Origin of the sequence: Mycoplana sp. MJR14, assembly GCF_029210525.1 — a bacterium.
Lineage (GTDB): Bacteria > Pseudomonadota > Alphaproteobacteria > Rhizobiales > Rhizobiaceae > Mycoplana.
Genome location: NZ_JARGEO010000006.1, coordinates 1 through 25,580 on the forward strand (window position 1 = coordinate 1; position 25,580 = coordinate 25,580).

Annotated in this window: 24 protein-coding genes and 1 tRNA gene; 20 read left to right on the forward strand and 5 right to left on the reverse strand. The window is 67.7% G+C overall.

The window, feature by feature from the left end; genetic code table 11:
- The 13 genes from P0086_RS15240 to P0086_RS15300 all read left to right on the forward strand — a co-directional run.
- Nucleotides 1-1,839, forward strand: a 1,839-nt coding sequence (locus tag P0086_RS15240; protein ID WP_275787034.1) for an SPOR domain-containing protein, incomplete at its 5' end; no start/stop codon positions are given.
- 144 nt (nucleotides 1,840-1,983) lie between these two features.
- On the forward strand, nucleotides 1,984-3,003 hold the full coding sequence (gene nagZ / locus P0086_RS15245) for a beta-N-acetylhexosaminidase (RefSeq protein ID WP_275787037.1): 1,020 nt from the start codon (nucleotides 1,984-1,986) through the stop codon (nucleotides 3,001-3,003).
- Between the two features lie 95 nt (nucleotides 3,004-3,098).
- The gene (locus P0086_RS15250; protein WP_112599341.1) at nucleotides 3,099-3,917 is read left to right on the forward strand and encodes a ScpA family protein; all 819 of its coding nucleotides are present in this window, start codon (nucleotides 3,099-3,101) and stop codon (nucleotides 3,915-3,917) included.
- Complete coding sequence (gene scpB / locus P0086_RS15255) at nucleotides 3,910-4,629, forward strand: SMC-Scp complex subunit ScpB (RefSeq protein ID WP_112605223.1); 720 nt, start codon at nucleotides 3,910-3,912, stop codon at nucleotides 4,627-4,629. The genes P0086_RS15250 and scpB overlap by 8 nt, the downstream gene beginning before the upstream one ends.
- Nucleotides 4,630-4,733: 104 nt before the next feature.
- Nucleotides 4,734-5,837, forward strand: a complete 1,104-nt coding sequence (locus P0086_RS15260) for an ABC transporter ATP-binding protein (RefSeq protein WP_112599304.1) — start codon at nucleotides 4,734-4,736, stop codon at nucleotides 5,835-5,837.
- A 43-nt stretch (nucleotides 5,838-5,880) separates the two neighbouring features.
- A complete protein-coding gene (locus P0086_RS15265) occupies nucleotides 5,881-6,078 on the forward strand; it encodes a twin-arginine translocase TatA/TatE family subunit (protein ID WP_112599303.1) in 198 nt (65 codons plus the stop codon).
- A gap of 48 nt (nucleotides 6,079-6,126) precedes the next feature.
- Nucleotides 6,127-6,882: a Sec-independent protein translocase protein TatB gene (tatB, locus tag P0086_RS15270; protein ID WP_275787042.1), complete on the forward strand. Its 756-nt coding sequence runs from the start codon at nucleotides 6,127-6,129 to the stop codon at nucleotides 6,880-6,882.
- On the forward strand, nucleotides 6,879-7,724 hold the full coding sequence (gene tatC / locus P0086_RS15275; protein ID WP_112599301.1) for a twin-arginine translocase subunit TatC: 846 nt from the start codon (nucleotides 6,879-6,881) through the stop codon (nucleotides 7,722-7,724). Before tatB ends, tatC begins: the two co-directional genes overlap by 4 nt.
- 59 nt (nucleotides 7,725-7,783) lie before the next feature.
- Nucleotides 7,784-9,067, forward strand: a complete 1,284-nt coding sequence (gene serS, locus P0086_RS15280; protein WP_112614453.1) for a serine--tRNA ligase — start codon at nucleotides 7,784-7,786, stop codon at nucleotides 9,065-9,067.
- Between the two features lie 16 nt (nucleotides 9,068-9,083).
- The gene (gene surE / locus P0086_RS15285) at nucleotides 9,084-9,842 is read left to right on the forward strand and encodes a 5'/3'-nucleotidase SurE (RefSeq protein WP_275787047.1); all 759 of its coding nucleotides are present in this window, start codon (nucleotides 9,084-9,086) and stop codon (nucleotides 9,840-9,842) included.
- Between the two features lie 12 nt (nucleotides 9,843-9,854).
- Nucleotides 9,855-10,511: a protein-L-isoaspartate(D-aspartate) O-methyltransferase gene (locus P0086_RS15290; protein ID WP_275787050.1), complete on the forward strand. Its 657-nt coding sequence runs from the start codon at nucleotides 9,855-9,857 to the stop codon at nucleotides 10,509-10,511.
- A gap of 251 nt (nucleotides 10,512-10,762) precedes the next feature.
- On the forward strand, nucleotides 10,763-11,380 hold the full coding sequence (locus P0086_RS15295) for a biotin biosynthesis protein BioC (RefSeq protein ID WP_112599297.1): 618 nt from the start codon (nucleotides 10,763-10,765) through the stop codon (nucleotides 11,378-11,380).
- 171 nt (nucleotides 11,381-11,551) lie between these two features.
- Nucleotides 11,552-13,063 carry a peptidoglycan DD-metalloendopeptidase family protein gene (locus P0086_RS15300; protein WP_275787055.1) on the forward strand — a complete coding sequence of 504 codons (1,512 nt, stop codon included), beginning with the start codon at nucleotides 11,552-11,554 and terminating at the stop codon, nucleotides 13,061-13,063.
- 96 nt (nucleotides 13,064-13,159) lie between these two features.
- On the opposite strand, the gene P0086_RS15305 is transcribed toward P0086_RS15300, so the two are convergent.
- The gene (locus tag P0086_RS15305) at nucleotides 13,160-14,029 is read right to left on the reverse strand and encodes an ATP-binding protein (RefSeq protein ID WP_112605243.1); all 870 of its coding nucleotides are present in this window, start codon (nucleotides 14,027-14,029) and stop codon (nucleotides 13,160-13,162) included.
- Nucleotides 14,030-14,220: 191 nt separating this feature from the next.
- Here P0086_RS15305 and yajC point away from each other — a divergent pair, with 191 nt between their 5' ends.
- The 5 genes from yajC to P0086_RS15330 all read left to right on the forward strand — a co-directional run bounded on the left by yajC (nucleotide 14,221) and on the right by P0086_RS15330 (nucleotide 19,054).
- Entirely contained in the window at nucleotides 14,221-14,556 is a 336-nt protein-coding gene (yajC, locus tag P0086_RS15310; protein WP_112599294.1) for a preprotein translocase subunit YajC, read from the forward strand.
- A gap of 90 nt (nucleotides 14,557-14,646) precedes the next feature.
- Nucleotides 14,647-17,148 carry a protein translocase subunit SecD gene (gene secD, locus P0086_RS15315; protein WP_275787059.1) on the forward strand — a complete coding sequence of 834 codons (2,502 nt, stop codon included), beginning with the start codon at nucleotides 14,647-14,649 and terminating at the stop codon, nucleotides 17,146-17,148.
- 2 nt (nucleotides 17,149-17,150) lie between these two features.
- Nucleotides 17,151-17,537 (forward strand): Mth938-like domain-containing protein, encoded by a 387-nt coding sequence (locus tag P0086_RS15320; protein ID WP_112600406.1) that lies wholly within the window; start codon nucleotides 17,151-17,153, stop codon nucleotides 17,535-17,537.
- Between the two features lie 38 nt (nucleotides 17,538-17,575).
- Nucleotides 17,576-18,472, forward strand: a complete 897-nt coding sequence (locus P0086_RS15325; protein WP_275787062.1) for a phytoene/squalene synthase family protein — start codon at nucleotides 17,576-17,578, stop codon at nucleotides 18,470-18,472.
- Between the two features lie 129 nt (nucleotides 18,473-18,601).
- Complete coding sequence (locus tag P0086_RS15330) at nucleotides 18,602-19,054, forward strand: hypothetical protein (RefSeq protein ID WP_112600405.1); 453 nt, start codon at nucleotides 18,602-18,604, stop codon at nucleotides 19,052-19,054.
- Between the two features lie 3 nt (nucleotides 19,055-19,057).
- Here the strand turns inward: P0086_RS15330 and trmFO are convergent, their stop codons facing one another.
- The 3 genes from trmFO to P0086_RS15345 all read right to left on the reverse strand — a co-directional run bounded on the left by trmFO (nucleotide 19,058) and on the right by P0086_RS15345 (nucleotide 21,224).
- Nucleotides 19,058-20,473 (reverse strand): methylenetetrahydrofolate--tRNA-(uracil(54)-C(5))-methyltransferase (FADH(2)-oxidizing) TrmFO, encoded by a 1,416-nt coding sequence (gene trmFO, locus P0086_RS15335; protein WP_275787068.1) that lies wholly within the window; start codon nucleotides 20,471-20,473, stop codon nucleotides 19,058-19,060.
- A 129-nt stretch (nucleotides 20,474-20,602) separates the two neighbouring features.
- Nucleotides 20,603-20,746 carry a DUF1127 domain-containing protein gene (locus P0086_RS15340; RefSeq protein ID WP_112600404.1) on the reverse strand — a complete coding sequence of 48 codons (144 nt, stop codon included), beginning with the start codon at nucleotides 20,744-20,746 and terminating at the stop codon, nucleotides 20,603-20,605.
- A 334-nt stretch (nucleotides 20,747-21,080) separates the two neighbouring features.
- Nucleotides 21,081-21,224: a DUF1127 domain-containing protein gene (locus P0086_RS15345; protein WP_112600403.1), complete on the reverse strand. Its 144-nt coding sequence runs from the start codon at nucleotides 21,222-21,224 to the stop codon at nucleotides 21,081-21,083.
- A gap of 1,238 nt (nucleotides 21,225-22,462) precedes the next feature.
- Here P0086_RS15345 and P0086_RS15350 point away from each other — a divergent pair.
- A tRNA-Leu gene (locus P0086_RS15350) sits at nucleotides 22,463-22,547 on the forward strand.
- A gap of 286 nt (nucleotides 22,548-22,833) precedes the next feature.
- Nucleotides 22,834-24,315: a trigger factor gene (gene tig, locus P0086_RS15355; RefSeq protein ID WP_275787073.1), complete on the forward strand. Its 1,482-nt coding sequence runs from the start codon at nucleotides 22,834-22,836 to the stop codon at nucleotides 24,313-24,315.
- Between the two features lie 181 nt (nucleotides 24,316-24,496).
- Here tig and znuA read toward each other — a convergent pair whose 3' ends face one another.
- On the reverse strand, nucleotides 24,497-25,567 hold the full coding sequence (gene znuA, locus P0086_RS15360; protein WP_275787076.1) for a zinc ABC transporter substrate-binding protein ZnuA: 1,071 nt from the start codon (nucleotides 25,565-25,567) through the stop codon (nucleotides 24,497-24,499).
- Nucleotides 25,568-25,580: the final 13 nt, after the last annotated feature.

The following is a 25,580-nucleotide window of genomic DNA, read 5'->3' on the forward strand; positions in this document are numbered from 1 at the left end:
CGACGCGCTGGAGCGGCCTCACGGCGCTCGCCCGTCGTGCCGCCCCGGGCCCCGATCGCCGCGGTCGTTTCGCAGCCCGAAGCAGCGACCGCACCCTCCGCGCGCGCTGCCGGAGACGGCCGCGAGACGCAGCGGGAGGAGGCGGATTTCGTTCTGCCCTTCGATCCGTCGCTGATCGCCGACACCGATGTCAGCGTTGCGCCGGTCGGCGAACTCGACGTGCCGCATCTGCCGGCGGCCGACAAGGAGAAGCCGCCGGTCCAGCAGCCGGAGTTCGATCTCGACATCGATGCCGAGATGGCCGACCTGTTCGGCCAGCCGGCCACCGCGCCGGTCTTCAGCCGTGCCGCCGCGACCGGCACCGCCGCCAAGGTCATCCCGTTCAAGCCCGCGGCGGGCGATGCGGAGGAATTCGACAAGGCGCTCGCCGAAGACCTGCGCCGTTCGCTGTCGCAGCCCGAGCGTCACGCCATCCCGCTCGACGCCCAGCAGGTCGACGACGACTACGTCGGCGACGGTTACGACGAGCCCGCGCGCCGCGGCCGCGGCCTGATGGTGGCCGCCGCCGTCGCCACCGTCGTCGTCCTCGGTGGCGCCGGCGTCTATGCCTTCCTGGCCGGCACCGGCGCGGTCGGCACCGGCTCCGAGGAGCCGCGCGTCATTGCCGCCGACAAGGGTCCGGTCAAGGTCGTGCCGGAAGAGCGCGGCGGCCAGAGCGTCCCCAATCAGGACAAGGCGGTCTACGACCGCGTCGCCGGCCAGTCCGACAGCGGCCCGAAGCAGGAGCAGCTCGTCACCTCGACCGAGGAACCCGTCGATGTCGTCCAGCGCACGCTGACGCCGGAATCGCTGCCCTATGACGGGCCGATCGAGGACGATCCGGCGACGCCTGCCGAAAGCGCCGCGTCCGATGACGATCGGCTGCTGCCCGGCGTGGACGATCAGGCGGCCGAGCCGGACGCAGGCGAGGGCAATGGCCCGGTCGTCTCTCCGCGCAAGGTCCGGACGATGATCGTCAAGCCGGATGGAACCCTGGTCGCCCGCGAAGAGCCGGCCCCGGTCGAGACCGCCCCGGCCCTGGCGGAAGCCACCCAGCCCGCCGCCGCGGCGGACACGGTCGCTCCGGGCGCTTCGGCCGATGCGAACGCGCAGGCCGCCGCGGCCGCTGCCGGTGCATCCCCTTCCGCTTCCGCCGACGTCGGCCTGCGGGCGCAGCCGCAGGGTGCCGCCCCGGCGTCGCCCGATGGCGACGAGCGCGCCCTGCAGGAACTGGCGAGCACGGCGGTCGAGGAGACCGCACCCGTGCGCACGGTGACGACGACCCCGGTCGCGCCGGCCAGTGCTGCCCCGACGGAAGCCGCCACGAGCGAGCCCGCCGCCGCACAGGCGCCGCAGGGCGAGGTGATGGTCGGCACGCCGGTGCCGGTATCGCGCCCCGCCGAGCAGCCTGTCGACGTGGTCGGCACCGTCACCGAACGCGGCCGCGTCACCGAAACGGCCCCGACCGAGACCGCGGCGCTGGCCGAGGCACCGGCTGCCCAGCCGGAAGCAGCCGCCCAGGCGCCGGCTGCGGCACAGCCTGCGGCGGCCAATCCCGGCGGCTACGTGATCCAGATCGCGTCGCTTCCCTCCGAGGCCGAGGCCCAGTCGTCCTACAACAGCCTGTCGTCGAAGTTCGGCAGCGTCATCGGCGGCCGCGGCGTCGACATCAAGCGCGCCGAGATCGCCAACAAGGGCACCTATTACCGCGTCCGCATCCCGGCCGGCTCGCGCGAGGAGGCCAATGCCCTTTGCGCCAAGTACAAGGCCGCGGGCGGCAGCTGCCTCGTCACCCGCTGAGGGCGCAAAAGGCACAAGGACATGAAATGGCGCGTCCCGGACGCGCCATTTTTGCGTCCGCCGCCAGGGATTGCGGCGGGTTTCCTGTGCAAGAAACCGCCCGCCGCTCTCGCCTTTCCCCGTGCACGGCTTATGATTCGTCGCATGAGCGAATCGAAATCCTTTATCTCCGGCTGCAAGGGCCTGGTCCTCACCGACGACGAGAAGGCCTTCTTCCGGGACGAGCGCCCCTGGGGCTTCATCCTCTTCGGACGCAACATCGGCGAGCCGTCCCAGGTGGCCGATCTGACGGCGGCCCTGCGCGACACCGTCGGCGGTGATCCGACCGTCCCCGTCCTCATCGACCAGGAGGGTGGGCGCGTGCAGCGCGTCAAGCCGCCGCACGTGCCGCAATACCCGAATGCCGCCGCGCTCGGCGCGATCTATCGCCACGACGAGGCAAATGGCTTGCGCGCCGCCTGGCTGATTTCGCGGCTGTTCGCCTTCGACCTCTCCCGCCTCGGCGTCAACGTCGACTGCCTGCCGGTGCTGGATGTGGCCGTTCCCGGCGTGCACGACGTCATCGGCAACCGCGCCTACGGGCAGGAGCCGCAGATCGTCTCGGCGATGGGCAAGGCGGCCGCCGACGGGCTTAGGGCCGGCGGCCTGCTGCCGGTGATGAAGCACATGCCGGGCCACGGCCGCACCATGGTCGATTCCCATCACGACCTGCCGGTGGTCCATGCGCCGCTGGATGCGCTGCAGGCGATCGATTTCCTGCCCTTCCGCCACATGCGCGACGAGCTGATGGCGATGTCGGCCCACATCGTCTTCACCGAGCTCGACGCGGACAATCCGGCCACCACCTCGGCGAAGGTCGTCCGCGAGGTCATTCGCGGCCATATCGGCTTTGACGGGCTGCTGATGTCGGACGACGTGTCGATGAACGCGCTGCGCGGCGATATTGCAACCCGTGCGCGTGCAATTGTCGGGGCCGGCCTCGATTTGGTCTTGCATTGCCACGGCATCATGGAAGAAATGATCGCGGTTGCCGAGAACGTGCCACCGCTGGCGGGCGAGAGCCGGCGGCGCGCGGATGCGGTGACGTCCGGCTTTCCCACGGCCGATGGCGCCGACGAGCAGGCCCTGCGGGAAGAATTCAACGCGCTGGTCGCGGTCGCTTGAGGAAGGTCCGACCGCGCCGGCATGGCGTTCTTGGAGCGTAGGTGTACGGAACGAGGTTCAATCCGCAGAAGACGGACGCTTCCGACGCAGCCCCGATGGAGGAGCTGTGGCAGGACAACCGCGACCGCGCCCTGCATGAAGAAGGCCTCGTCGTCGACATCGCCGGCTTCGAGGGCCCGCTCGACCTGCTCCTGCATCTGGCGCGGACGCAGAAGGTCGATCTGTCGCGCATCTCCGTGCTGGCGCTCGTCGAGCAGTACCTCGCCTTCATCGAGCGCGCCCGGCAGATCCGGATAGAGCTTGCGGCCGATTATCTCGTCATGGCCGCCTGGCTCGCCTATCTGAAGTCGCGCCTGCTCATTCCGCAGCAGCCGAAGGACGAGGGGCCGAGCGGCGAGGAGATGGCGGCGACGCTGGCCTTCCGCCTGAAGCGGCTCGAGGCGATGCGGGACGCGGCGACCCGGCTCGTCAACCGCAACCGCCTTGGCCGCGATTTCTTCGCCCGCGGTGCGCCGGAGCATATCCCGACGGAGAGGCGGTCCGCATTCGACGCCTCGCTCTACGATCTTCTGAGCGCCTATGCGTCGCTGCGCCAGCGCCACGCGATCACCCAGGTGACGATCGAGAAGCGCAACGTCTGGTCGCTCGCTGATGCGCGCGAGATCCTGCACCGGCTGATGGGCGAGGTGGAGGACTGGACGGCGCTGGATCATTTCCTCCTTCGCTATCTCACCGAACCCTCCGAGCGCCGCACGGCGATGGCGAGCGCGTTTGCCGCCACGCTGGAGATGGTGCGGGAGGGGCAGCTCGAATTGCGGCAGGACGGCGTGTTCCAGCCGATCTTCCTGCGCCGCGGCGCACAGGCGCAGCGGGGCGGCCAGCCGGACGGGCAGGGGGACGACGATCATGTCTGAGATCGACGGGCCGCAGGATGCCGTCCCGGCCGACGAGGGGGCTGCTGTCGTCGACCCGCGCCGGCTGCACGAGGCCGCGCGCATCGCCGAGGCGCTCGTCTTCGCCTCCGCCGGCCCGGTTCCCGAAGCCTACATCGCCGACCGCCTGCCGGCCGGCGTCGATGTCGGCCATGTCATGCGCCAGTTGAAGGCGCTCTATGCCGGTCGCGGCGTCAACCTCGTCCAGGTCGGCGATCACTGGGCGTTCCGAACGGCGCCAGACCTGTCCTTCGTCGTCCGCAGCGACGAGGGCGAGGTGCGCAAGCTCTCGCGCGCCGCCCTGGAGGTGTTGTCGATCATCGCCTACCACCAGCCGGTGACCCGGGCCGAGATCGAGGACATCCGCGGCGTCCAGACCTCGAAGGGCACGCTGGACGTGCTTCTGGAGGCGGGCTGGGTGCGGTTCCGCGGCCGCCGGCGCACGCCCGGCCGGCCCGTCACCTTCGGGACCACCAAGGACTTCCTCGATCATTTCGGCCTGGAGGAACTGCGCGACCTGCCGGGCCTGGAGGAACTGAAGGGCGCCGGCCTTCTCTCCGGCCGCATCCCTTCCAATTTCCAGATCCCCCTGCCGCTCGGCGAGGACGAACTGTCCGAGGACGAGGATCCGATCACGCAGATGGACCTCGAGGAACTCGGCCTCTTGACACCGGGCGGAAAAGAAGACGAATAGCGGAAGCTTATGTCCGCCCTGAATTGCCGCCGCTTTTCACGGCGTTTCGGCAGAGGCGTCCCGGCGATCTTGTCCGGGGGCGCGCATTCGGGGATTGGCAGGGAATGGCTTCGGATTCGTCGAATCTGAACGGGCTCGAAACGCTGACCGCGTCAGCGGTGACCTTCGCGGCGAAGCTGTCCTTCGAGGACATCCATCACAGCTATCACGGCCGGGAGACCATCCGCGGCATCTCGATGTCGGCCGAGCCGGGCGAGGTTCTCTGCCTGCTCGGGCCGTCCGGGTCCGGCAAGACGACGCTGCTGCGGATTGCCGCCGGCATCGAGGCGCAGGCGGGCGGCCGCGTGCTCCTGAACGACCGGGAGATCGCCGGGCCGAAGGTGTTCCTGCCGCCGGAGCGGCGCGGCGTCGGCCTGATGTTCCAGGATTTCGCGCTCTTTCCGCACATGTCGGTGCTGGACAATGTCCGCTTCGGCCTGACGGCGATCCCCAAGGCCGATGCCATCGCCGAGGCGCATCTGGCGCTCGAGCGCGTCGGCCTGTCGCACTATGCCGACAAGTTCCCGCACGCGCTCTCCGGCGGGGAGCAGCAGCGCGTGGCGCTCGCCCGTGCGCTCGCCCCCCGTCCGGCGGTCCTTCTGATGGACGAGCCCTTCTCCGGGCTCGATTCGCGGCTGAAGGATTCGATCCGGGCGGATACGCTCGCCATCCTGCGACATAGTCGCGCAACCGCCATCGTCGTCACCCATGACGCGGAGGAGGCGATGCGGATGGGCGACCGCATCGCGCTCCTGCGCGACGGCCGGCTGGTGCAGGTCGGAACGGCCGAGGAGCTCTATCTGCGGCCGGCCGATCTCTTCGCCGCCGGCTTCTTCTCCGAGATCAACGTCTTTCCCGGCCGTGTGAGCGCGGGAAGGGTTGAAACGCCGCTCGGAAACGTGCCGGCGGGGCGTCTTTCCGACGGCGCGAAGGTCCGGATTGCCGTGCGTCTGTCCGGCCTCGCCATCTCCGAGGCGGACGGCACGATCCCGGCGCGGATCCTGTCGCGGCGGTTCCTGGGCGTGGTCGAACTGCTGGAACTGGCCGTACCGGGAACCGACCACCCGATCCGCGCGCGAATCAGGGCCGGGCAACTTCCCGGTGGATTGCGCGATGTCATGGTTTCGGCTAACGAGCGCGACATACTAGTGTTTGAAAAAGACACCTGAACGTCCTACATCGGGGACGAAATCCTAAAGGGAGTAAAATAGCATGGGCTCATTCAGCATCTGGCATTGGCTGATCGTTCTCGCAGTGGTGCTGCTGCTGTTTGGCCGCGGCAAGATTCCCGAACTGATGGGCGATGTCGCCAAGGGCATCAAGAACTTCAAGAAGGGCATGTCCGACGACGAAGCAGCCGCGGCTGACAAGTCGAAGACCGTCGAGCACAAGGCTGACGAGATCAAGTAATCGGCCGGGACGCGACGTGCCGTCGCGGTCCCGCAAGGACATTGCCTTATGCTTGAAGTCGGCTGGAGCGAAATTCTTGTCATCGCCATCGTGCTGATCCTGGTGGTGGGTCCGAAAGACCTGCCCCAGATGCTCAGGACGTTCGGCCGCATCGTCACGCGGATGCGCTCCATGGCGGGCGAGTTCCGCCAGCAGTTCGACGAGGCGCTGCGCGAGGCGGATCTCGACGACGTCCGCAAGACCATCGGCGATGCGCAGAAGCTCAACCCGATGAGCGCCATCCGCGACGCGGTCAATCCGCTGCGGCAGATGGGCGACGAGATCAAGGCGGATCTGGCGAAGGTCACCGCCGCGCCGTCGGCATCCTCGACGTCCACGGCCGTCGCCGAGGGCGCAACCGATGCCGCTGCGGTCCCGCAGGCCCCCGTCGTCTCCGCCGCGGCTGCCGCAGCGCCGGCGGCTACGGTCGCGGCATCGCCGGCAAGCCCGCTTCCGGCAGCCCCCGTGCAGCCGGTGACGGCGGCACCGGTCGAGCCGGTGAAGCCTGCTGCGCCTGCGGAAGAGGCCGCCGCGGCCAGGGCGCCGCGCAAGGCCGCCTCCACCGCAAAGGCAGCATCGACCGCAAAGGCTCCGTCCGCTGCCAAGGCTCCGGCAGCCGGCAAGGCCGCCGCCAAGGCCCCGGCTGTCGCAAAAGCCCCGGCCACAAAGGCGAAGGCGGCGCCGAAGGCAAAGACCGCCGCTGTCGCCGCTGACGCCCCGGCGAAGAAGACGACGACACGCAAGCCCAAGAAGGACCAGGCATGAGCGGCGACTACGAGGACAAGCCCCAGCCGCTGATCGAGCACCTGATCGAACTTCGCCGCAGGCTGATGTGGGCCGTGGGTGCGTTCTTCGCTGCCTTCCTGGTCTGTTTCTACTTCGCCAAGGCGCTGTTCAACATCCTGGTGCAGCCGTTCAAGTGGTCGGTCGAATGGGCGGGCCTGTCCCACCGCAACGTCGAACTGATCTACACCGCGCCGCAGGAATTCTTCTTCACCCAGATCAAGGTGGCGATGTTCAGCGCGCTGGTGATCGCGTTCCCGATCATCGCCCAGCAGATCTACAAGTTCGTCGCCCCCGGTCTCTACAAGAACGAGCGCGCGGCGTTCCTGCCGTTCCTGATCGCGTCCCCGATCCTGTTTCTCATCGGCGCGGCCCTCGTCTATTTCTTCTTCACCCCCATGGTGATGTGGTTCTTCCTGTCGATGGAGCAGGGCGGCGGCGAGGGGCAGGTGTCGATCCAGCTGCTGCCGAAGGTGTCCGAATATCTCGGGCTGATCATGTCGCTGATCTTCGCCTTCGGCCTGGTCTTCCAGCTTCCGGTGGTCTCCTCGCTGCTGGTGCGCGCCGGCTTCATCACGGCGCAGACCCTGGTGGAGAAGCGCAAGTACGCGATCGTGATCGCCTTCGTCGCCGCAGCCATCCTGACGCCGCCGGACCCGGTCTCCCAGATCGGTCTTGCACTGCCGACCATCCTTCTCTACGAGATTGCCATCTACACGGCCCGACTCATTGAACGGCAGCGGGCGGGCGCCGACGCGCAAGCGGACTCCGACGAGGAGGATAAGGCGCAGGTGCCGACATCGCAGGAGGCCGACAAGGCCTGATGCGGTAGGCGGACGCTGTCGGGCGAGAGGGGCGAAACCCTGCGACGCTCGGAGCGACAATGCTTGACATCAAATGGATCCGCGAAAACGCCGAGGCACTGGATGCCGCCCTCGCCAAGCGGGGCGCGGAGCCGCTGTCGGCCAGCCTGATCGCGCTCGATGAAACCCGCCGCACCCTGATCCAGACGGCGCAGGACATGCAGTCGCGCCGCAACGCCGCCTCCAAGGAGATCGGTGCGGCGATGGCGCAGAAGGATACCGCGCTCGCCGAGAAGCTGAAGGCCGAGGTCGCCGAGATCAAGACGCAGCTCCCCGCCGCGGAGGAGGAGGAGCGCCGGGTCACCGCCGAGCTCAACGACGCGCTGTCGCGCATTCCCAACATTCCCCTCGACGACGTCCCCGTCGGCACCGACGAGAACGACAACGTCGAGAAGCACAAGTGGGGCCAGAAGCCCTCCTGGAACCACAAGCCGCTCGAGCACTACGAGATCGGCGAGGCGCTCGGCTGGATGGACTTCGAGGGCGCTGCGCGCATCTCCGGCGCCCGCTTCACCATCCTGAAGGGCCAGCTCGCCCGCCTGGAGCGCGCGCTCGGCCAGTTCATGCTCGACACCCACACGGGCGAACACGGCTACATGGAAGTGCAGCCGCCGCTGCTGGTGCGCGACGACGCCATGTACGGTACCGGTCAGTTGCCGAAGTTCGCCGAGGACCTGTTCAAGACCACCGACGGCCGCTGGCTGATCCCGACCGCGGAGGTGCCGCTGACGAACCTCGTGCGCGAGGAGATCCTGGCGCAGGAGAAGCTGCCGCTGCGCTTCACCGCTTTGACGCCGTGCTTCCGCTCCGAGGCAGGTTCCGCCGGCCGCGACACCCGCGGCATGCTTCGCCAGCACCAGTTCATGAAATGCGAGCTCGTCTCGATCACCGATGCCGAAAGCTCGATTGCCGAACACGAGCGGATGACCGCCTGCGCCGAGGAAATCCTCAAGCGCCTCGGCCTGCACTATCGCGTCGTCACGCTCTGCACCGGCGACATGGGTTTCGGCGCGCGCAAGACCTACGACATCGAGGTCTGGCTGCCGGGGCAGGATACCTATCGCGAGATCTCCTCCTGCTCGGTCTGCGGCGACTTCCAGGCCCGACGCATGAATGCGCGCTATCGCGGCAAGGACGACAAGAACCCGAAGTTCGTCCACACGCTGAACGGCTCGGGAACCGCCGTCGGCCGCGCGCTGATCGCGGTGGTGGAGAACTACCTGAACGAGGATGGTTCGGTGACCGTCCCCGATGTGCTCCTGCCCTACATGGGCGGCCTGAAGAAGATCGAGAAGGCCAATTGAAAGGACGAAGGCGCGCATGCGCATCCTGTTGACCAATGACGACGGCGTCCATGCCGAGGGGCTCGCGGTTCTGGAACGGATCGCGCGCTCGCTGTCGGACGACGTCTGGATCGTGGCGCCGGAGACCGACCAGAGCGGGCTTGCGCATTCGCTGACGCTGTCCGAGCCGCTGCGGCTGCGCAAGGTCGGGGACAAGCGCTTCGCGCTGCGCGGCACGCCCACCGACTGCGTCATCATGGCCGTGCGCGAGATCCTTCCCGGTCCCGCCGACCTGGTGCTCTCGGGCGTCAACGCCGGCGCCAACATGGCCGACGACGTCACCTATTCCGGCACCATCGCCGGCGCCATCGAGGGCACGCTGCAGGGCATCCGCGCCATGGCGCTGAGCCAGGCGTTCCGCTACGCCGACGGCCACACTGTCCCCTGGGAGGTGGTCGAGCGGTACGCGCCGGACCTGATCCGCCGGCTGTTGGAGGTGGAGCTGCCCGACGGCACCTTCTTCAACCTGAATTTCCCCAATTGCCCGGCCGATGCGGTCACCGGCGTCGAGGTGACGTCGCAGGGCAAGCTCGATTTCGGCATCACCATCGAGGAGCGCAAGGACGGCCGCGGTTTCCCGTATTTCTGGCTGCGCTTCGGTGACCGGCGCGGCGATTTCCGCTCCGGCACCGATATCCACGCGCTCAGGGAGAATGCGATCTCCGTCACGCCGCTGAAGCTCGACCTGACGGACTATACGGTTCTGGACCGCGTCCAGCGGGCGCTTGCTGACTGAGAGAGGTGGCGATTGAGCACGGCACGGGTGGTTGAGAAGGAAGGTTTCGCCGCACTGGCGCTCCGCCTGCGCGGCCAGGGCATCAAGGACATCGACCTCCTGACGGCCGTGGAGCAGACGCCGCGCACCTTGTTCGTGCCGCCGCAGTTCGCCGGCGACGCCTATTCCAGCCGGCTGCTGCCGATCGACTGCGGCTCCTTCGTCGAAGGGGTCGATCTTGCCGTCAGGCTCCTGCACCTGCTGGCGCTCAAGCCCGGCCAGCGGGTTCTGGAAATCGGCACGGGCAGCGGCTTCACCGCCGCCGTCATGGGACGGCTGACCGAGCGCGTGCTCACCGTCGACCGCTACCGCACCCTGGTCACCGGCGCCCAGCAGAGCATGGACAAGGCCGGCATCCGCAACGTCGTCGTCCGCCAGGCCGACGGCAGCAACGGCATGCCGGGCGAGGGCACCTTCGACCGCATCCTGGTGACGGCCGCCTTTCCGGCCATGCCGCGGCTCTTTGCCGAGCAGCTCGTCTCCGGCGGCATGCTGCTTGCCCCCGTGATGGTCAGCGACACCGAGTGCCGCATGCTGAAGCTGGTCAAGACCGGCAGCCGCTTCGATCGCGAAGACCTCTTCGAGGTTCCTTACCTGCCGATCGTGCCGCATCTGGCGCAGGCGCTCTGAAGTCACCGGATCGCGGGCACTGGCCTTTCGCACGCCTTTCCATCGCCGCGGCACGACCTCTCGCGCCGCTCGTCACCCGCGCATGCAGCCCTGTCACGCCAGGGTTCACGCCGCCGGCGCCCAAAAGGTTAACGACTTGTTAACCAGCGCAAGCCTCGCGCAAGCTTCGCGCCATATTCCGATAGTCGAGACGATATCCACGTCAACGCACGGCACCATTGGGCAGTCTCGCCGTGCCGAGGGAGATGGGCATGCAAATCTCGAACAGGATCGCCGGGACGGCGACACAGGACAGCCTCGCCAACCTTGCAGCCCGCGCCGCCGGACGCACCAGCGACGAGACGGCCGAAGGGCAGCGCTCGAGCGCGTTCACGGCAGGCAGTCACGATCCGTCCGATCGGGTGTCGCTATCAGTCGAGGCCCTGTTCGTCCTCAGCGCCTCCCGTGACAACCAGAGCCTTCCCGCCCTGTCGGAAGACGAGCGCAACAACGTCGTATCGACCGCCCTCGAGGAACGCGAATATGCAGCCTTCCGCCACTTCCGTGAGGAGGGCGACATGAAGAGCTACTACCGCGCCTATATCGAATACTACGACCGGCTCCAGCCGCAGGACCAGTCGAGCCCGCGCTATGCCGGCAGCCGGCAGATTGCCGTTTCCGCCCTGCGCTCGCTGGCCTATGCCGAAAAGGCGATGGACGACGATGCGGCCGGCGAGGCGCCGGCGGTGATCGACACCATCCTCGCCGGCGTCAACACGCAGCGCCGCGACGTTCCGCAGATGGCTGCGGCGACGGCGGGTCTCGGTGCCGAGGCCTTCCGCGGGCTCGGCGTCTCCCACGCCACCTCGATGTATCTGGCGAGCTTCTGAGGCACGCCCGATCGCTGGATTTCGGCCTGCCGGGACGGAGGTTTCTCCGCGCCGGCGGGCCGATCATGGTTATCAAATTACCACAATGGGGCCGGTCTTAACCGGGCGGTAACTCTAACGCGCTTTAATCATTGCACGGCAGTTGGTTGTGTTTCGATTGGGTAGTTTGACATGCGTAAGAGTGTATCGCCGCGTTTTGCTAGTACCGCTCCACGGGTCCTCGTGGCGGTTTTGCTGGCCGGTGTGGCAACCGGCTGCAGTTCCGACGCCACCCGCTTCGGGGGGCTGTTTTCCTCTTCCGATGACATGACGACAGGCTCCATCCCGCGCAGGGTGGGTAATTCCGGCTACGTCCCTCGCGGCGACGTCAACGGTGCCGTCGCTGCCAATCAGGGCTACGTCTCCCAGGATCCGGTTTCGGCCGCGCCGATGCCCGTCGACACGGCCGACGGTTCGGGCGTGCGCCGCGCCAGCACGCCGATGAGCGTCGAGCGTACCACCCTTTCCGATCCTTCTGTCGCCCCGGCCTCGAGCGCACGGGAAGTGGCCGTGGCCCAGCCGATGCCGGGCAATGCGGCGCCGACGCTGTCCGATGCGGTCGAGCCGCCCGCTCGCGCCGCCGCACCCGCACCGAAGCGGGCCGAAGGCTGGTCGACCGCCAATGCGCCGGTGGTCATGCTGCGTCCCGGCGAGAGCCTGAAGACGCTGTCGAGCCGCTACGGCGTGCCGGAAAAAGAAATCCTCAAGGCCAATGGCCTGAAGAGTGCCGCCGACGCCGAGCCGGGCCAGAAGATCACCATTCCGGTCTTCGGCACCGCACGCAGCGCCGCCAAGGCCTCGATCGACACCGCGCTGGATCCGAATGGCAAGAAGCCGGGCAACAAGCAGGACAGCGGCGCCGAAGTCGCCATTCTCCCGGGCTCGGCCAAGGGCCGCGACAAGGCCGCAGGTGAGGCCGGCAAGGGCAAGGTCGCAGCCGGCGGCGACGGCAAGCCGGAGGGCAGCTACGAGGTCCAGCCGGGCGATTCGCTCGCAAAGATCGCCGCCAAGAACGGCGTCTCGGTCGACGCGCTGAAACAGGCGAACGGCCTCGACGGAGCCTCGATCCGGGTCGGCCAGAAGCTGCATATCCCCGCCGCGTCCAAGTCTGCGACCGACGGCACGATGACGGCCTCGTTGCCCGACGCCAGGAAGGCGGCGCCGGCCACGAAGAACGCCGAGGCCTATGCGCCGGTCGAAAAGAAGCAGACCGTCAGCGAAGTCGAGACCAAGACGGACGTGACCGAGGAAGCGCCCGAATCGACCGGCATCGGCAAGTATCGCTGGCCGGTCCGCGGGGCGGTGATCGCCGGCTACGGCGCAAACGTCGAGGGCAGCCGCAACGACGGCATCGATATCTCCGTTCCGGAGGGAACGCCGGTCAAGGCCGCCGAGAACGGCGTCGTCATCTATTCGGGCAGCAGCCTGAAGGAACTCGGAAACGCCGTGCTGGTGCGCCACGACGACGGCACCGTGACCGTCTACGGCCATGCGTCCAGCCTCAACGTCCAGCGCGGCCAGAAGGTGCAACGCGGCCAGACGCTCGCGGCCTCCGGCATGAGCGGCAACGCCACCCGGCCGAAGCTCCATTTCGAGGTCCGCAAGAACGCCTCGGCCGTGAACCCGATGACCTATCTCGAATAGTCCGACGGGGAGCCCAAGATCGCAGAAAGAAAAGCCGCGCCGGCAACGGGGCGGCTTTCTGCGTCAGGGCGACGGCCCGAGGAGGGCCTGCGCCGCCTACCGGGCGAGCGTCTTGCCCATGCGGCCGGCGAGATCCTGGATGAACTGCCAGGCGACGCGGCCCGATCGCGACCCGCGCGTGGTCGCCCATTCGAGCGCCTCGGCATGGATCGCGTCGCGGTCCCCTTCGAGGCCGAAATGCTCGGCATAGCTGTCGATCATCGCCAGATAGTCGACCTGGCTGCATTTGTAGAAGCCGAGCCACAGGCCGAACCGGTCGGAGAGCGAGACCTTTTCCTCGACCGCCTCGGAGGGGTTGATCGCGGTCGACTGCTCGTTCTCCATCATGTCGCGCGGCAGCAGGTGGCGGCGGTTCGACGTGGCATAGAGGATGACGTTGTCCGGCCGTCCCTCGACGCCCCCGTCGAGCGCCGCCTTCAGCGACTTGTAGGAGGTGTCGTCGTGGTCGAAGGAGAGGTCGTCGCAGAAGACGATGACGCAGGCGGGCGCATCCTTGAGGATCTCCATCAGCGTCGGCAGCGTGGAAATGTCCTCGCGGTGCACCTCGACGAGCTTCAGCGCCGTCTGGGTGGTCGCCGCCGCGCTGGCGTGGACGGCCTTGACGAGCGAGGATTTGCCCATGCCGCGCGCGCCCCAGAGCAGCACGTTGTTGGCCGGCAGGCCCTTGGCGAAGCGGAGCGTGTTGTCCAGCAGGATGTCGCGGACGTGGTCCACGCCGACGATCAGGCCGATGTCGACGCGGTTCGGCCGGGCCACCGGCTGCAGATAGTGCCGCTGGGGCGCCCAGACGAAGCAGTCGGCGGCGTTCCAGTCGTTCTCGGCAGGGGCGGGGCCTGCGAGCCGTTCGAGGGCGGCGCGAAGGCCGGTGATTTCCTTCAGTAGCGACCGAATCTGCTCGTCCTGCACGTGCCTGCTCCATCCCGTTGACCAGTCTTGCGGGCGGTAGCATGGACGGATGCGGCGGAAAAGAGAGAAAACCCTGAATTTCCGGCAGGATCTGGGCGCAATTGTTGCATTCAGGCCGGTCTTGCCTATAGTCGCGCGCACTGCTGCGGGTGGAAATGCATCCCCCGGCGTCCAGTTTCGAGGAGTTTTGAATGTTGATTACCGAGGCTTTCGCCCAGACGGCGCCGGCTGCTTCCCCGGGCGGTACGGATCTTCTGATGTCGGTTCTGCCGTTCCTGCTGATCTTCGTGGTGATGTATTTCCTCATCATCCGTCCCCAGCGCGCCGCCATGAAGCGCCGCGAGGAGCTCCTGAAGAACATCCGTCGCGGCGACCAGGTCGTGACCGGCGGCGGCGTCGTCGGCAAGGTGACGAAGGTGATCGACGACAAGGAGCTCGAGGTCGAGATCGCCGAGGGCATCAAGGTCCGCGTCGTGCGCAGCGGCATCTCCGAGGTCCGCGTCAAGGGCGAGCCGGTCAAGGAATAGTATGGTCCTGCCGTCCGGCGGCGCCGATGCGGCCCGCCGGACGGCCCCAGGCTTATCTGCCGGCAGCGTGCCGGGCATTTCGAGATGGATATGCTGCAACCTGCCCGCTGGAAAACTCTGCTTGCCTGGCTCGCCGTCGTGGCGGGCCTTCTTGTTCTTCTGCCCACGCTGCTTTCGGATCCGCAGCGCTCGGCCCTGCCGGGCTGGCTCTCCTCCCTGCGGCTGGCCTCCGGCCTGGATCTCAGCGGCGGCGCCGGGCTCGTGCTCAAGATCGAGCGCGCCGACGTGGAGAACGACCGGCTGCTGGCCGTCGTCAACGAGGTCGGGCAGACCCTGAGAAATGCCCAGATCCCCTATACCGGCCTGTCGGGAACCGGACGCAACGTCGTCGTGCGCGTCACCGATGCGGCGCGGATCGAGGCCGCCCGTGCCGAGCTCGCCGCCGTCTCCGGCACCCGGCTGGGCGCGACCGAGGCGGGCGGGATCATCCGGCTCGAGGTCTTGGGTGAATCGGTCAACGCCGCCGCCGCCGAGGCCGTCGTGTCGGCGGTGGACGTCGTCCGCCAGCGCGTCATCGGCGCCGGCGGCGCCAATGCGATCGTCACCCGCGCCGGTCCCGACCGCATCGCGCTGCAGGTGCCGGGATACGACGATCCCCAGCGGCTCAAGGACGTCCTCGACCAGCGGGGCCGGTTCTCGGCCAGTCTCGTCGAAACCGGCGTCTCGCTCCAGCAGGCGCTGGAGCAGGGCCCGCCGCCGGGCACGCAGATCGTCTATACGCTGGGCGAGCCGCCGGTCGGCTACCTGGTCCGCCGCGCCAGCATCTTCACGTCGCGCGACGTCGTGTCCGCCGAAGTCATTGCCAGCGGCGACGGCCAGGCGGCAACGGTCGTCTACCAGCTCGGACCGGACGCCACCCGACGTCTTGCCGAAGCCACCGCCGCCAATGTCGGCCGCACGCTGGCGCTCTTGCTCGACGATCAGGTGCTCGCCGCCTTCATCGTCGCCGGGCCGCTGGTCGATGGCCGCGGCGAGATCTCCGGCGATTTCGATGCGGCCGGCGCCGAAAACCTCGCGGTCGTGCTGCGCAGCGGCGCCCTGCCGGCCGCGCTCACCGTGGTCGAGGAACGCTCGATCGAACCCGCGCTCGGCGCCGAATCGGCCCGCGCGGCGCTCGTGGCCGTCGTGGCGGCCGGCATCGCCGTCGCCCTTTTCATGATCTTCTGGTACGGCGCCTTCGGCGCGATCGCGATCATCGCCCTTCTGTTCAACCTGATGCTGATCGTCGCCGTCCTGGTGCTGACCGGTACCGCGCTGACCCTTCCGGGCATTGCCGGCATGGTGCTGATCATCGGCATGGCGGTCGATTCGAACGTGCTGATCTACGAGCGCATGCGCGAGGAGGCCGCCGGCGGCAGGCCTCTGCCCGAGGCGCTGGCGGCGGGCTTCACCCGCGCCTTCTCCACGGTCACCGACGCCGGCGTCACCACGATGATCGCCGTCCTCGTCCTCTATTTCCTCGGCTCGATGCCGATGCGCGGCTTCGCCGTCACCGTCGGGATCGGCATCGTCACCACTCTTTTCGTAGCCTTCACGCTGACCCGCTGGCTCGCCTGGCGCTGGGTGCGCTGGCGCGGCATCACCCACCTGCCGCGCAGCGTCCGCACCGGGCTGTTCGCCAGCCTGCACCTGCCTTTCATGGCGATCCGCAACTACACCTTCGCCGGGACGGCGGTGGTCTCGCTGGCCGTGGCGCTGCTGGTCGCGCTGAACGGCCTGAACCTCGGCATCGATTTCACCGGCGGCGCGCTGCTGCAGGTCGAGGCCCGCGAGGGGATCGCCGAGCCCGCGGCGATCGCTGCCCGCCTGGAGGAGGCGAACCTCGGCGACGTCACCGTCCTGCCAGGGCGCAATCCCGCCATGGCCACGATCCGCATTCCGCCGCAGGGCGGCGGCGAGAATGCCGAGCAGACCTCGGCGCTCGTCGCGCGCGGCGAACTGGAATCGGATTTCGACATCCGCCGCGTCGAGGTCGTCGGCCCCTCGGTCTCGGGCGACCTGATCTCGGCTGCGACGCTCGGCATGGCGATCGCGCTCGCCGCACTGATCGGCTACATCTGGATCCGCTTCGAGTGGCAGTTCGCGATCGGCGCGGTGATCGCCACTGCCCACGACCTTCTCCTGACGATCGGCCTCTTCGCCGTCACCCGCATGGAGTTCAACATCGGCAGCATCGCCGCGCTGCTGACGATCGTCGGCTACTCGCTGAACGACACGATCGTCGTCTACGACCGGATCCGCGAGAACCTCAGGCAGTTCCGGCAGATGCCGCTGCCGCTCCTGATCGACGCCTCGATCAGCCAGGCGCTGTCGCGCACGGTGCTGACGGCGGCGACCACGCTGATCGCGCTCCTGGCGCTGACGATCTTCGGCGGCGAAAGCCTCCGCGCCTTTGCCGTCACCATGCTGTTCGGCATTGCCGTCGGCACGTTCTCTTCTATCTATATTGCCGGCCCGGTCCTCATCCTGTTCCGGCTGAGGCCCGATCGCTATCGTCTGCGGGGCCCCGGCAATCCGTCCGCGAAGGCATGAAGATGGCCAAAGGCATAGAGATAAGGCAGGCGCATTTCCCCGGCCGGGCGCCGATCGACGCCTACGGCAATGGCGGCTTCCGCTTCGCCGACATGTCGCACCGCGGCTCCGTCCTCTGCCTGCCGTCCGGCATCTACGGCTGGGACAAGGCCGATGCGGGCGACCTGTCGGTGGCCGATCTCGCCCGCGTGCTGGCGGAGGCCGAACAGATCGAGGTGCTTTTGGTCGGCACCGGCGCCGAGATCCGGCCGCTCTCGGCGGAGGTGCGCGCCGCCCTGCGCGAGCGCCATATACGCTCCGATCCGATGTCCACCGGTGCCGCCGTGCGCACCTTCAACGTCATGCTGGCCGAATCGCGTGCCGTCGCCGCGGCTCTGGTCGCGGTCTGATCCGCCGGCTCCAGCCCATGCCCAGTCCGGAAGTTCCGATGCCCCCGAAAGAAGCCATGGCAGCAGCGCGCGCCCCCGCGGCCACCGCCGTTGCCGACGCCTACGCCCGCTGCCTGGAGGCGCTGCGCGAGACCGATCGCGACCGCTATCTCGCCTGCCTGCTGGCGCCGGCCGAAAAGCGCGGCCCGCTCGCCGCCCTCTATGCCTTCAACGCCGAGATCGCCCGCGTGCGCGACGTGGTGCGCGAACCGCTCCCCGGCGAGATCCGGCTGCAATGGTGGCGCGATACGCTCGAGGGCAGTGCGGCTGCGGGCGAGGCGAGCGCCAATCCGCTCGCAGCCGGCCTGCTGGCCTGCGTCGCCGAACACAGGCTGCCGGTCGCGGTGCTGACGGACATGATCGAGGCGCGGATATTCGACCTCTACGACGATCCGATGCCGGACCGGGCGGCGCTCGAGGGCTATGCCGGCGAGACGGCGTCGGCGCTGATCCAGCTTGCGAGCCTCGTGCTCGATCCGCAGGCCGCCGCGCAATCGGCAACCGCCGCCGGCCATGCCGGGGTGGCGCAGGCGATCGCCGGCATGCTGCTGCTCCTGCCGATCCACCGGCGGCGCGGGCAGGTCTATATCCCCGGCGACCTTTTGGCCGCCACCGGGCTCGATGCGGCGACGCTGATCGCGGGCCGGGACCGTGACCGCACCGCACGCGCCGTCGAGGCCTTTGCCGGGCTCGGCCGCGAGCACCTGAGGAAGGCGGAGGCCGCCGGCGGGATCGCGCCTTCGAACCGGGCCGCCTTCCTGCCGGTCGCGCTGGCGCGCCACGTCTTCGACCGCGCGGAGCGGGCCGGCGCCGATGCGCTGGAGCGCTCGCTCCTGCCGGCGCAGTGGCGGCGGCAATGGTGGATGTGGAAGACGCTGCGCACCGGCCGGTTCTGACGTCTGTCGAACGTTGGTAGGTCAGGCCTGCCGCCGGTCTTCCGGCGGCGTCCTCGAAGATCGCGTAAAACTGGCGCAAGCTACGCGTACTAGACAGGGCGCACTCAATCCCGCGGGAGGACCCTGCAAATGATCTGGACTGTCGTGATCGCCTGCCTTGCCCTGGCCGCCTACGTCTATTTGCGGGCGCAGCGGCGCAGCGACCGCAAGAGCGGGGCCGACCACACCGGTCTTGCCATCGTCGAGTTCGGCCGCGTCTTCCCGCAGGAGGCGATCCGCGAGGTCGTAAGCACGATCGGCGGCGACGTGTTCCTGCGACTGCACGACGGCAAGGTCGGCTGCATGCGCGCGCGCGGATCGCGCTTCACCTGCATTCTGATCGAGCCGGGCGGCGTGCTCGTGCACAACAGCCCGAGCGGCCGCGGACTGGCCATCGAGTTCCACGACAATCCGCACGAGAACGGCAGCTTCGAGTTCGCGACCAGCCGCGAGGCGGCCGAGGTCTCGCTCTGGCTGCTGGGCAGCCTGCTGCCGGCCGCCGGCATCGAGGAAGCCCCTCGCACGCTTCAGCGCGACAGCTGAGCCTCAGCGCGCCGATTCGAGCCAGCGGCGGCAGTCGTCCAGCGCCCGCGCGGCGACCGCCTGCTTCTTTGCCAGCGCCTTGTCCTTGCCGCGGAAGCGCTTGACGCCCTCGGGCTTGACGATGGCGCCCGGCTCGAGGTCGGGAAACAGGCCGAAATTGATGTTCATCGGCTGGAACGAGCGCTTGCCCGGCTCGTCGTCGGACAGGATGTGCCCGACGGTGATGTGGTTCAGCAGCGCGCCGAATGCGGTCGTCGAAGGCGGCAGCGCCGGCGCCTGCCCGCGCCGTTCGGCGGCGGCGAAGCGCCCGGCCAAAAGCCCGATGCTGGCGCTTTCGACATAGCCTTCGCAGCCGGTGATCTGCCCGGCGAACCGCAGGCCCGGCCGCCCCTTCAGCGTCAGCGAGGGGTCGAGCAGGGCGGGCGACTGCAGGTAGGTGTTGCGGTGCAGGCCGCCGAGCCGGGCGAACTCCGCCTTCTCCAGGCCCGGGATCATGCGGAATATTTCGCCCTGGGCGCCGTATTTCAGCTTCGTCTGGAAGCCGACCATGTTGTAGAGCGAGCCGAGCGCGTTGTCCTGGCGCAGCTGCACGACCGCATAGGGCTTGACGGTCGGGTTGTGCGCATTGGTCAGCCCCATCGGCTTCATCGGGCCGTGGCGCAGCGTCTCGCGCCCGCGCTCCGCCATCACCTCGATCGGCAGGCAGCCGTCGAAGTAGGGCGTGCCCTCCCATTCCTTGAAGCCGGTGGTGTCGGCCGCGATGAGCGCATCGACGAAGGCGTTGTACTGCGCTTCGTCCATGGGGCAGTTGATGTAGTCCTTGCCCGTGCCGCCCGGCCCGACCTTGTCGTAGCGCGACTGGTGCCAGCAGATGTCCATGTCGATCGAGTGGGTGTGGACGATCGGCGCGATGGCGTCGAAGAAGGCCAGCGCATCGGCGCCGGTCCGTTCCTGGATGGCCGCGGCCAGGTCCGGCGCGGTCAGCGGGCCGGTCGCGATGATCGCCTGGTCCCAGTCCTCCGGCGGCAGCCCCTTGATCTCCTCGCGCACGACCTCGATCAGCGGATGACCCTCGATCGCGCGGGTCACCGCGGCCGAGAAGCCGTCCCGGTCCACCGCGAGCGCGCCGCCCGCCGGTACCTGGTTGGCATCGGCCGCGCGCATGATCAGCGACCCGGCGAGCCGCATCTCGGCATGGAGCACGCCGACGGCGTTGCTGGTGGCGTCGTCCGAGCGGAAGGAATTGGAGCAGACGAGCTCGGCGAGCCCGTCGGTCTTGTGCGCGTCGGTGCCGCGCACCCCGCGCATCTCGTGCAGGACGACCGGAATGCCGCTCTCGGCGATCTGCCAGGCAGCCTCGCTGCCGGCCAGTCCGCCGCCGATGACATGGATGGGGGAAGGGGAGGTCATGTTCGTCATGGGCGGCTGCATATCACGCAGGACCGAGGCTTCCAATCGCCGGAATCGAAAACGGCACCGAATGGTGCCGTTCGAAGCGTCTGTCGCGGTCGTTCGCCGAAGTCGCGCCGGTTTCGGCGCGTCCTTCGCTTAGCGGAAGGAGCGGGCAGCGATGCCGCGGATGTCGTAGCGGGTCAGGCCGATGTCGGACAGCGTGTGGGTGGACAGGTTGCCGAGCTCGTTGAGGGTGCGGCGGTAGCTGAGCCAGTTCTTGGCAAGACGGATCGGGTTCATGGCAGGTCTCCTGGATGAGTTTGACGGGACGGCGTCGTCCTCGTTCGTTGGAGCCTTTATACGCCTTCTCTTGAATATGGTGCAGTGCAAAGAAAATGCAGCTGCTATGCAATTGTGCAATTAGGAGCGCAAAATCTGTGCAACGCCGCGCGATGCTCGAAAACCAGCCGCTCCGGAGCGGTCGCATCCGGCGGTTTGCGACCGGCCGGGCTGCGCCTGACGGTCCATGGGGACCCGGCCCGGCCGGGGCCGCGCCGCGCCGTCTGCGCACAAAAAGAAACGCCCCCCGGATTTCTCCGGAAGGCGTTTGGCCGGACCTGACGGGTTCGGCTTTTTACCGGACGGCTTCGCGGGCGACGCGACGGATGTCCGAGCGGCCAATGCCGAGGTCGTTCAGTTCGCGGTCGCTCATGCGGCCGAGTTCGTTGATGGTCTGACGATACTTGCGCCAGGTGTTGAACGAGCGAGTGATGTTCATGTCCGTTACCCTTCGTGTGGGGCCGGCATTTCCATTCAGCGCCGGCGTTCATCTGATGGCTGGAATATAGGCTGCGGCGGCCCTGCAATACAGAGACAATGCTGAATGGCAGTCATGCGATCTGCGCATGTCAAGTAAAAAAGGCATGAAATTGCTGGCTAGGAATTGAGCACCGATTCGGTGCGCCGCGGAGCTGTCGTGGGGCGGGGAGAAACGACAACGCCCGCCGGGGGAGGAGGTCCGGCGGGCGTCGATTCTGATCGACAGCTTGGGAGGAGGAGTGCTGCCGATCGCATCGGGGCTGGCTGGGAGGAGGAGTGCCGTCCCCGATCGATGAGCTTGTTATAGCGCTGGCCCCGGCGACGTTGAAGCGCCCATCGTGAATGGCAAGCATGCAGAAACGGGATGGCTTGCCGCACGGACGGGCGGCGGCCTGGTGCAGATGCATAAAAAGCATGCAGAAGTGCCCGGAAGAGCTTGAATCCGCGCATCATTCGGGGGGGTGGGGGTGAATTGGGAACCGGTCCTTGAACGCAATAACGCCCGCCGGGGGAGGAGATCCGGCGGGCGTCATTTGGGATGATTGGCAACTGGGAGGAGGAGTGTTGCCAATCGTATCGGACAAGCGCTGGGAGGAGGAGTGCGCCGGCCCGAATTCTGTCAGCGGCCTTGCGGCTGCCGGGCCTTCCCGAACCAGGGTTCAGATGGATGGCCGTTTCCACTTTTTCAAGGTCAGGTCTGCAAGACGATATCTGCGCCCTGTCCTCGTTGCGTTGGATCATTCCCGATCCGATGATTGCAATATAGTCGGACAAATCGGTTTTGTGCAGTGCAATATGAGCATGGATGATATGCGCTGCCTGCATGCCCTGCCGATCCGCCGGAATGGACGTGATCCGGCGCTCTTTGACCCGCATTTGCCCTCCCGGCGGCCGCATTTCAAGCGAAGACGCCCAAATATTGTCGGACAAATGCGATTTGACGCGATTTTCGACCCGTATTCGCTTCCTGAGGTTGCATCCCGCTGTTGCCCGTCGCCCCTGTTGACAGGAACGGGAATCGCCCTGGACGGCCTGCCGGACCCTTCTGACCGCCTCGTCGAGAGGATCGCCGGCGGGGCACCCGCGACCGCCACATTTCCCTTTGACCCTCGGGAAACGGGTGCTATAGAGACGCGCGATCGGGAAGCGCGCCCTTCAAGGCGCCGGATTGACAAGCCGCCATGTGGCTTTCTGAACGCGGGTATGGTGAAATTGGTAGACACGCCAGATTTAGGTTCTGGTGCCGCAAGGCGTGGGAGTTCAAGTCTCTCTACCCGCACCAGCAACCGGAAGGCTGGCACGCCGGCCCGGGCCGGTGACATGCCGTCCCGCCGGGAAAGCGTCCGGGCGAGGGCGCGGCCCAGGGCCTGGCCCCGGGCGCGGAATGGGCGCCTCGCGTTCGGTCGACACTGTTTGATGGGACCGAACGGGCGCCAGAGCGCCATTTTGCTTGCCAAAAGGCCATCGATGACAGTAAAGCCACTCCCGGCAAATGGACCCGGAGGGGTGCCCGCCGACAGAGCCGGTGACCGGCCGGGGCACCGCCAGATCGAAATAAAGGTTTGAACATGCAGGTTATCGAAACGCTCGCTGAAGGGCTGAAGCGCGAACTCAAGGTCGTCATTCCCGCGAAGGACATGGAAGCTCAGATGAACGAGCGCCTGGCCGAAGCCAAGGACCGCGTTCGCATCAACGGGTTCCGTCCGGGCAAGGTGCCCGTCGCCCACCTCAAGAAGGTCTACGGCAAGTCGATCATGGCCGATCTCGTCAACGAGATCATCCGCGAGCGTCCGACCGCGATTCTCTCCGAGCGCGGCGAGAAGTCGGCGACCCAGCCGGAAATCGCCATGACCGAGGACCAGGCCGAGGCCGAGAAGATCCTCGCCGCCCAGGCCGATTTCGAGTTCACCCTGTCCTATGAAGTCATTCCGGCCATCGAGCTGAAGGACGTCTCCGGCATCAAGATCACCCGCGAAGTCGTCGACATCGACGACAAGGAAGTCGAGGAGCAGATCCTCAAGATCGCCGAGAGCGCCCGCTCCTACGAGACCAAGAAGGGCAAGGCCGCAACCGGCGACCGCGTCACCATGGACTACCTGGGCAAGGTCGAGGGCGAAGCCTTCGACGGCGGCAAGGACGAGGACGCCGAGCTCGTCATCGGCTCCAACCGCTTCATCCCCGGCTTCGAGGACCAGCTCGTCGGCGTCAAGGCCGGTGACGAGAAGGTCATCACCGTGACCTTCCCGGCCGACTATCCGGCCGCGCACCTGGCCGGCAAGGAAGCCACCTTCGACATCAAGGTCAAGGACGTCGCCGCTCCGGCCGACGTCAAGATCGACGACGAGCTGGCCTCCAAGCTCGGCCTCGAATCCGCAGACCGCCTGCGCGAAGTCGTCCGCGGCCAGATCGAGAGCCAGTACGGTTCGGTCACCCGCCAGAAGGTCAAGCGCCAGATCCTCGACCAGCTCGACGAGATGTACAAGTTCGACACGCCGCAGCGCCTGGTCGATGCCGAGTTCGAAAACATCTGGCGTCAGGTCAACACCGACCTGCAGCAGGCCGGCAAGACCTTCGCCGACGAAGACACCACCGAAGAGGAAGCCCGCGAGGAGTACCGCAAGCTCGCCGAGCGCCGCGTCCGCCTCGGCCTCGTCCTCTCCGAGATCGGCGAGAAGGCCGGCGTCCAGGTGAGCGACGAGGAAATGCAGCGTTCGCTGTTCGAGCAGCTGCGCCAGTTCCCGGGCCAGGAGAAGGAAATCCTCGACTACTTCCGCAAGACGCCGGGCGCCTCGGCCTCGCTGCGCGCGCCGCTCTTCGAGGAGAAGGTCGTCGACCACCTGCTGACCGAGGTCGCAGTCACCGACAAGACCGTCTCCAAGGAAGAGCTTCTGGCTGACGACGAAGCCGAGGACGGCAAGTCCGAAGGCAAGAAGGCCGCTCCGAAGAAGAAGGCCGCCGCCAAGGCAGACGCCGCCGAAGGCGAAGAGGCCGCCGCACCGAAGAAGAAGGCTCCGGCCAAGAAGAAGGCCGCAGACGACAGCGCCGAGTAATCTCGGGCCGATCGCCGCGAATTTGAGAGGGCCGCCCCGCAACGGGCGGCCCTCTTTCTTTTCGGGGATCGCGCTCTGCCCGGCGTCGCGCTCTTCGTCGCCGCGGTCCCGAGCCGGGCTCCGGCGGCGCCGCGTTCGCGGCGCGGCCTCGCCGCGCGGGCCGGTCCGCGGCGAGCGCCCGTCATTCGGCCTGGGACAGGCAATCCGCCATCGAGGTCGCAAGCGCCCGCATCATGTCGAAGTAGAGGGCCGGGCCGGCGGCGAGCGTTGCCGCCTCCGGGTCCAGCGTGCCGGCCTTGGCCGACGTTCCCTCCATCACGACATTGACGAGCTTCGGCTCGAACTGCGGCTCGGCGAAAATGCAGGCAGCGCCCAGTTCCTTCACCTTGCCGTGGATCTCCGAAACGCGTTCCGCACCCGGCATGGTCTCCGGGCTCACCGTGATCGAGCCTGCGACCCGCACGCCGTAGCGATGTTCGAAGTACTGGTAGGCGTCGTGGAAGACGACGAACGGCTTGTCCTTGACCGGGGCGAGCGTGGCGGCGATCTCGGTGTCGAGCGCGTCGATATTGGCGTCGAGCGCGGCCAGGTTGGCCTTGTAGGTGGCGGCATTCGCCGGATCTGCTTCGGCCAGCGCGGCCTCGATGGCCGACGCCATGGCCTTCGCGTTCATCGGATCGAGCCAGAGATGGGTGTCGAAGCCACCCTCGTGGTCGTGATCGTGCCCGCCGTCCGCCGCATGATCGTCGCCGCCCTCATGGTCGTGCGCAGCCGCCTCCTCGTGCTCATGGCCGCCGTCCTCCGTCCCGTGGGCTTCCGCCTCGTGGCCGCCCGCCTCGTGCCCCTCCGTCTCATGCCCGTGATCGTGCGCCTCGAAGGCGCCGCCTTCCCGGAACTTCAGTTTCGTCAGGCCCGGCGCATCCTCGAGCTCGACGATCGTCGCCTTGCCTCCCAGCGCTTCCAGCGGCTTCTCCAGGAAGGCCTCGAGGCCATGCCCGACCCAGAAGATGAGGTCGGCGTCCTGGAGGGCTGCGGCATTGGATGGCTTCAGGGCATAGGTGTGCGGCGACGCCGCGCCGTCGACGATCAGCTTCGGCTCGCCGACCCCCTGCATGATGGCGGCGACGAGCGAATGCACCGGCTTGATCGAGACGACGACGTCCGGCGCCTCCGCCCTGGCTGGCCCGACGGTTGCGGCAAGCAGCGCGGCGGAGAGAGACGCGGTGGAGAGGAGGAGAGAGGAAGGCTTCATCTTGGGAGAACTC

Bases quoted from the DNA above. Each gene is read 5' to 3' on its own strand.
- trmFO (WP_275787068.1), bottom strand. From the start codon at position 20,473: ATGACGAACATGACCTCCCCTTCCCCCATCCATGTCATCGGCGGCGGA.
- nagZ (WP_275787037.1), top strand. From the start codon at position 1,984: ATGAGCGAATCGAAATCCTTTATCTCCGGCTGCAAGGGCCTGGTCCTC.
- serS (WP_112614453.1), top strand. From the start codon at position 7,784: ATGCTTGACATCAAATGGATCCGCGAAAACGCCGAGGCACTGGATGCC.
- tatB (WP_275787042.1), top strand. From the start codon at position 6,127: ATGCTTGAAGTCGGCTGGAGCGAAATTCTTGTCATCGCCATCGTGCTG.
- P0086_RS15250 (WP_112599341.1), top strand. From the start codon at position 3,099: ATGGAGGAGCTGTGGCAGGACAACCGCGACCGCGCCCTGCATGAAGAA.
- P0086_RS15295 (WP_112599297.1), top strand. From the start codon at position 10,763: ATGCAAATCTCGAACAGGATCGCCGGGACGGCGACACAGGACAGCCTC.
- scpB (WP_112605223.1), top strand. From the start codon at position 3,910: ATGTCTGAGATCGACGGGCCGCAGGATGCCGTCCCGGCCGACGAGGGG.
- P0086_RS15340 (WP_112600404.1), bottom strand. From the start codon at position 20,746: ATGAACCCGATCCGTCTTGCCAAGAACTGGCTCAGCTACCGCCGCACC.
- P0086_RS15325 (WP_275787062.1), top strand. From the start codon at position 17,576: ATGCCCCCGAAAGAAGCCATGGCAGCAGCGCGCGCCCCCGCGGCCACC.
- P0086_RS15330 (WP_112600405.1), top strand. From the start codon at position 18,602: ATGATCTGGACTGTCGTGATCGCCTGCCTTGCCCTGGCCGCCTACGTC.
- P0086_RS15260 (WP_112599304.1), top strand. From the start codon at position 4,734: ATGGCTTCGGATTCGTCGAATCTGAACGGGCTCGAAACGCTGACCGCG.
- surE (WP_275787047.1), top strand. From the start codon at position 9,084: ATGCGCATCCTGTTGACCAATGACGACGGCGTCCATGCCGAGGGGCTC.
- yajC (WP_112599294.1), top strand. From the start codon at position 14,221: ATGTTGATTACCGAGGCTTTCGCCCAGACGGCGCCGGCTGCTTCCCCG.
- P0086_RS15265 (WP_112599303.1), top strand. From the start codon at position 5,881: ATGGGCTCATTCAGCATCTGGCATTGGCTGATCGTTCTCGCAGTGGTG.
- znuA (WP_275787076.1), bottom strand. From the start codon at position 25,567: ATGAAGCCTTCCTCTCTCCTCCTCTCCACCGCGTCTCTCTCCGCCGCG.
- secD (WP_275787059.1), top strand. From the start codon at position 14,647: ATGCTGCAACCTGCCCGCTGGAAAACTCTGCTTGCCTGGCTCGCCGTC.
- tig (WP_275787073.1), top strand. From the start codon at position 22,834: ATGCAGGTTATCGAAACGCTCGCTGAAGGGCTGAAGCGCGAACTCAAG.
- P0086_RS15320 (WP_112600406.1), top strand. From the start codon at position 17,151: ATGGCCAAAGGCATAGAGATAAGGCAGGCGCATTTCCCCGGCCGGGCG.
- P0086_RS15300 (WP_275787055.1), top strand. From the start codon at position 11,552: ATGCGTAAGAGTGTATCGCCGCGTTTTGCTAGTACCGCTCCACGGGTC.
- P0086_RS15345 (WP_112600403.1), bottom strand. From the start codon at position 21,224: ATGAACATCACTCGCTCGTTCAACACCTGGCGCAAGTATCGTCAGACC.
- tatC (WP_112599301.1), top strand. From the start codon at position 6,879: ATGAGCGGCGACTACGAGGACAAGCCCCAGCCGCTGATCGAGCACCTG.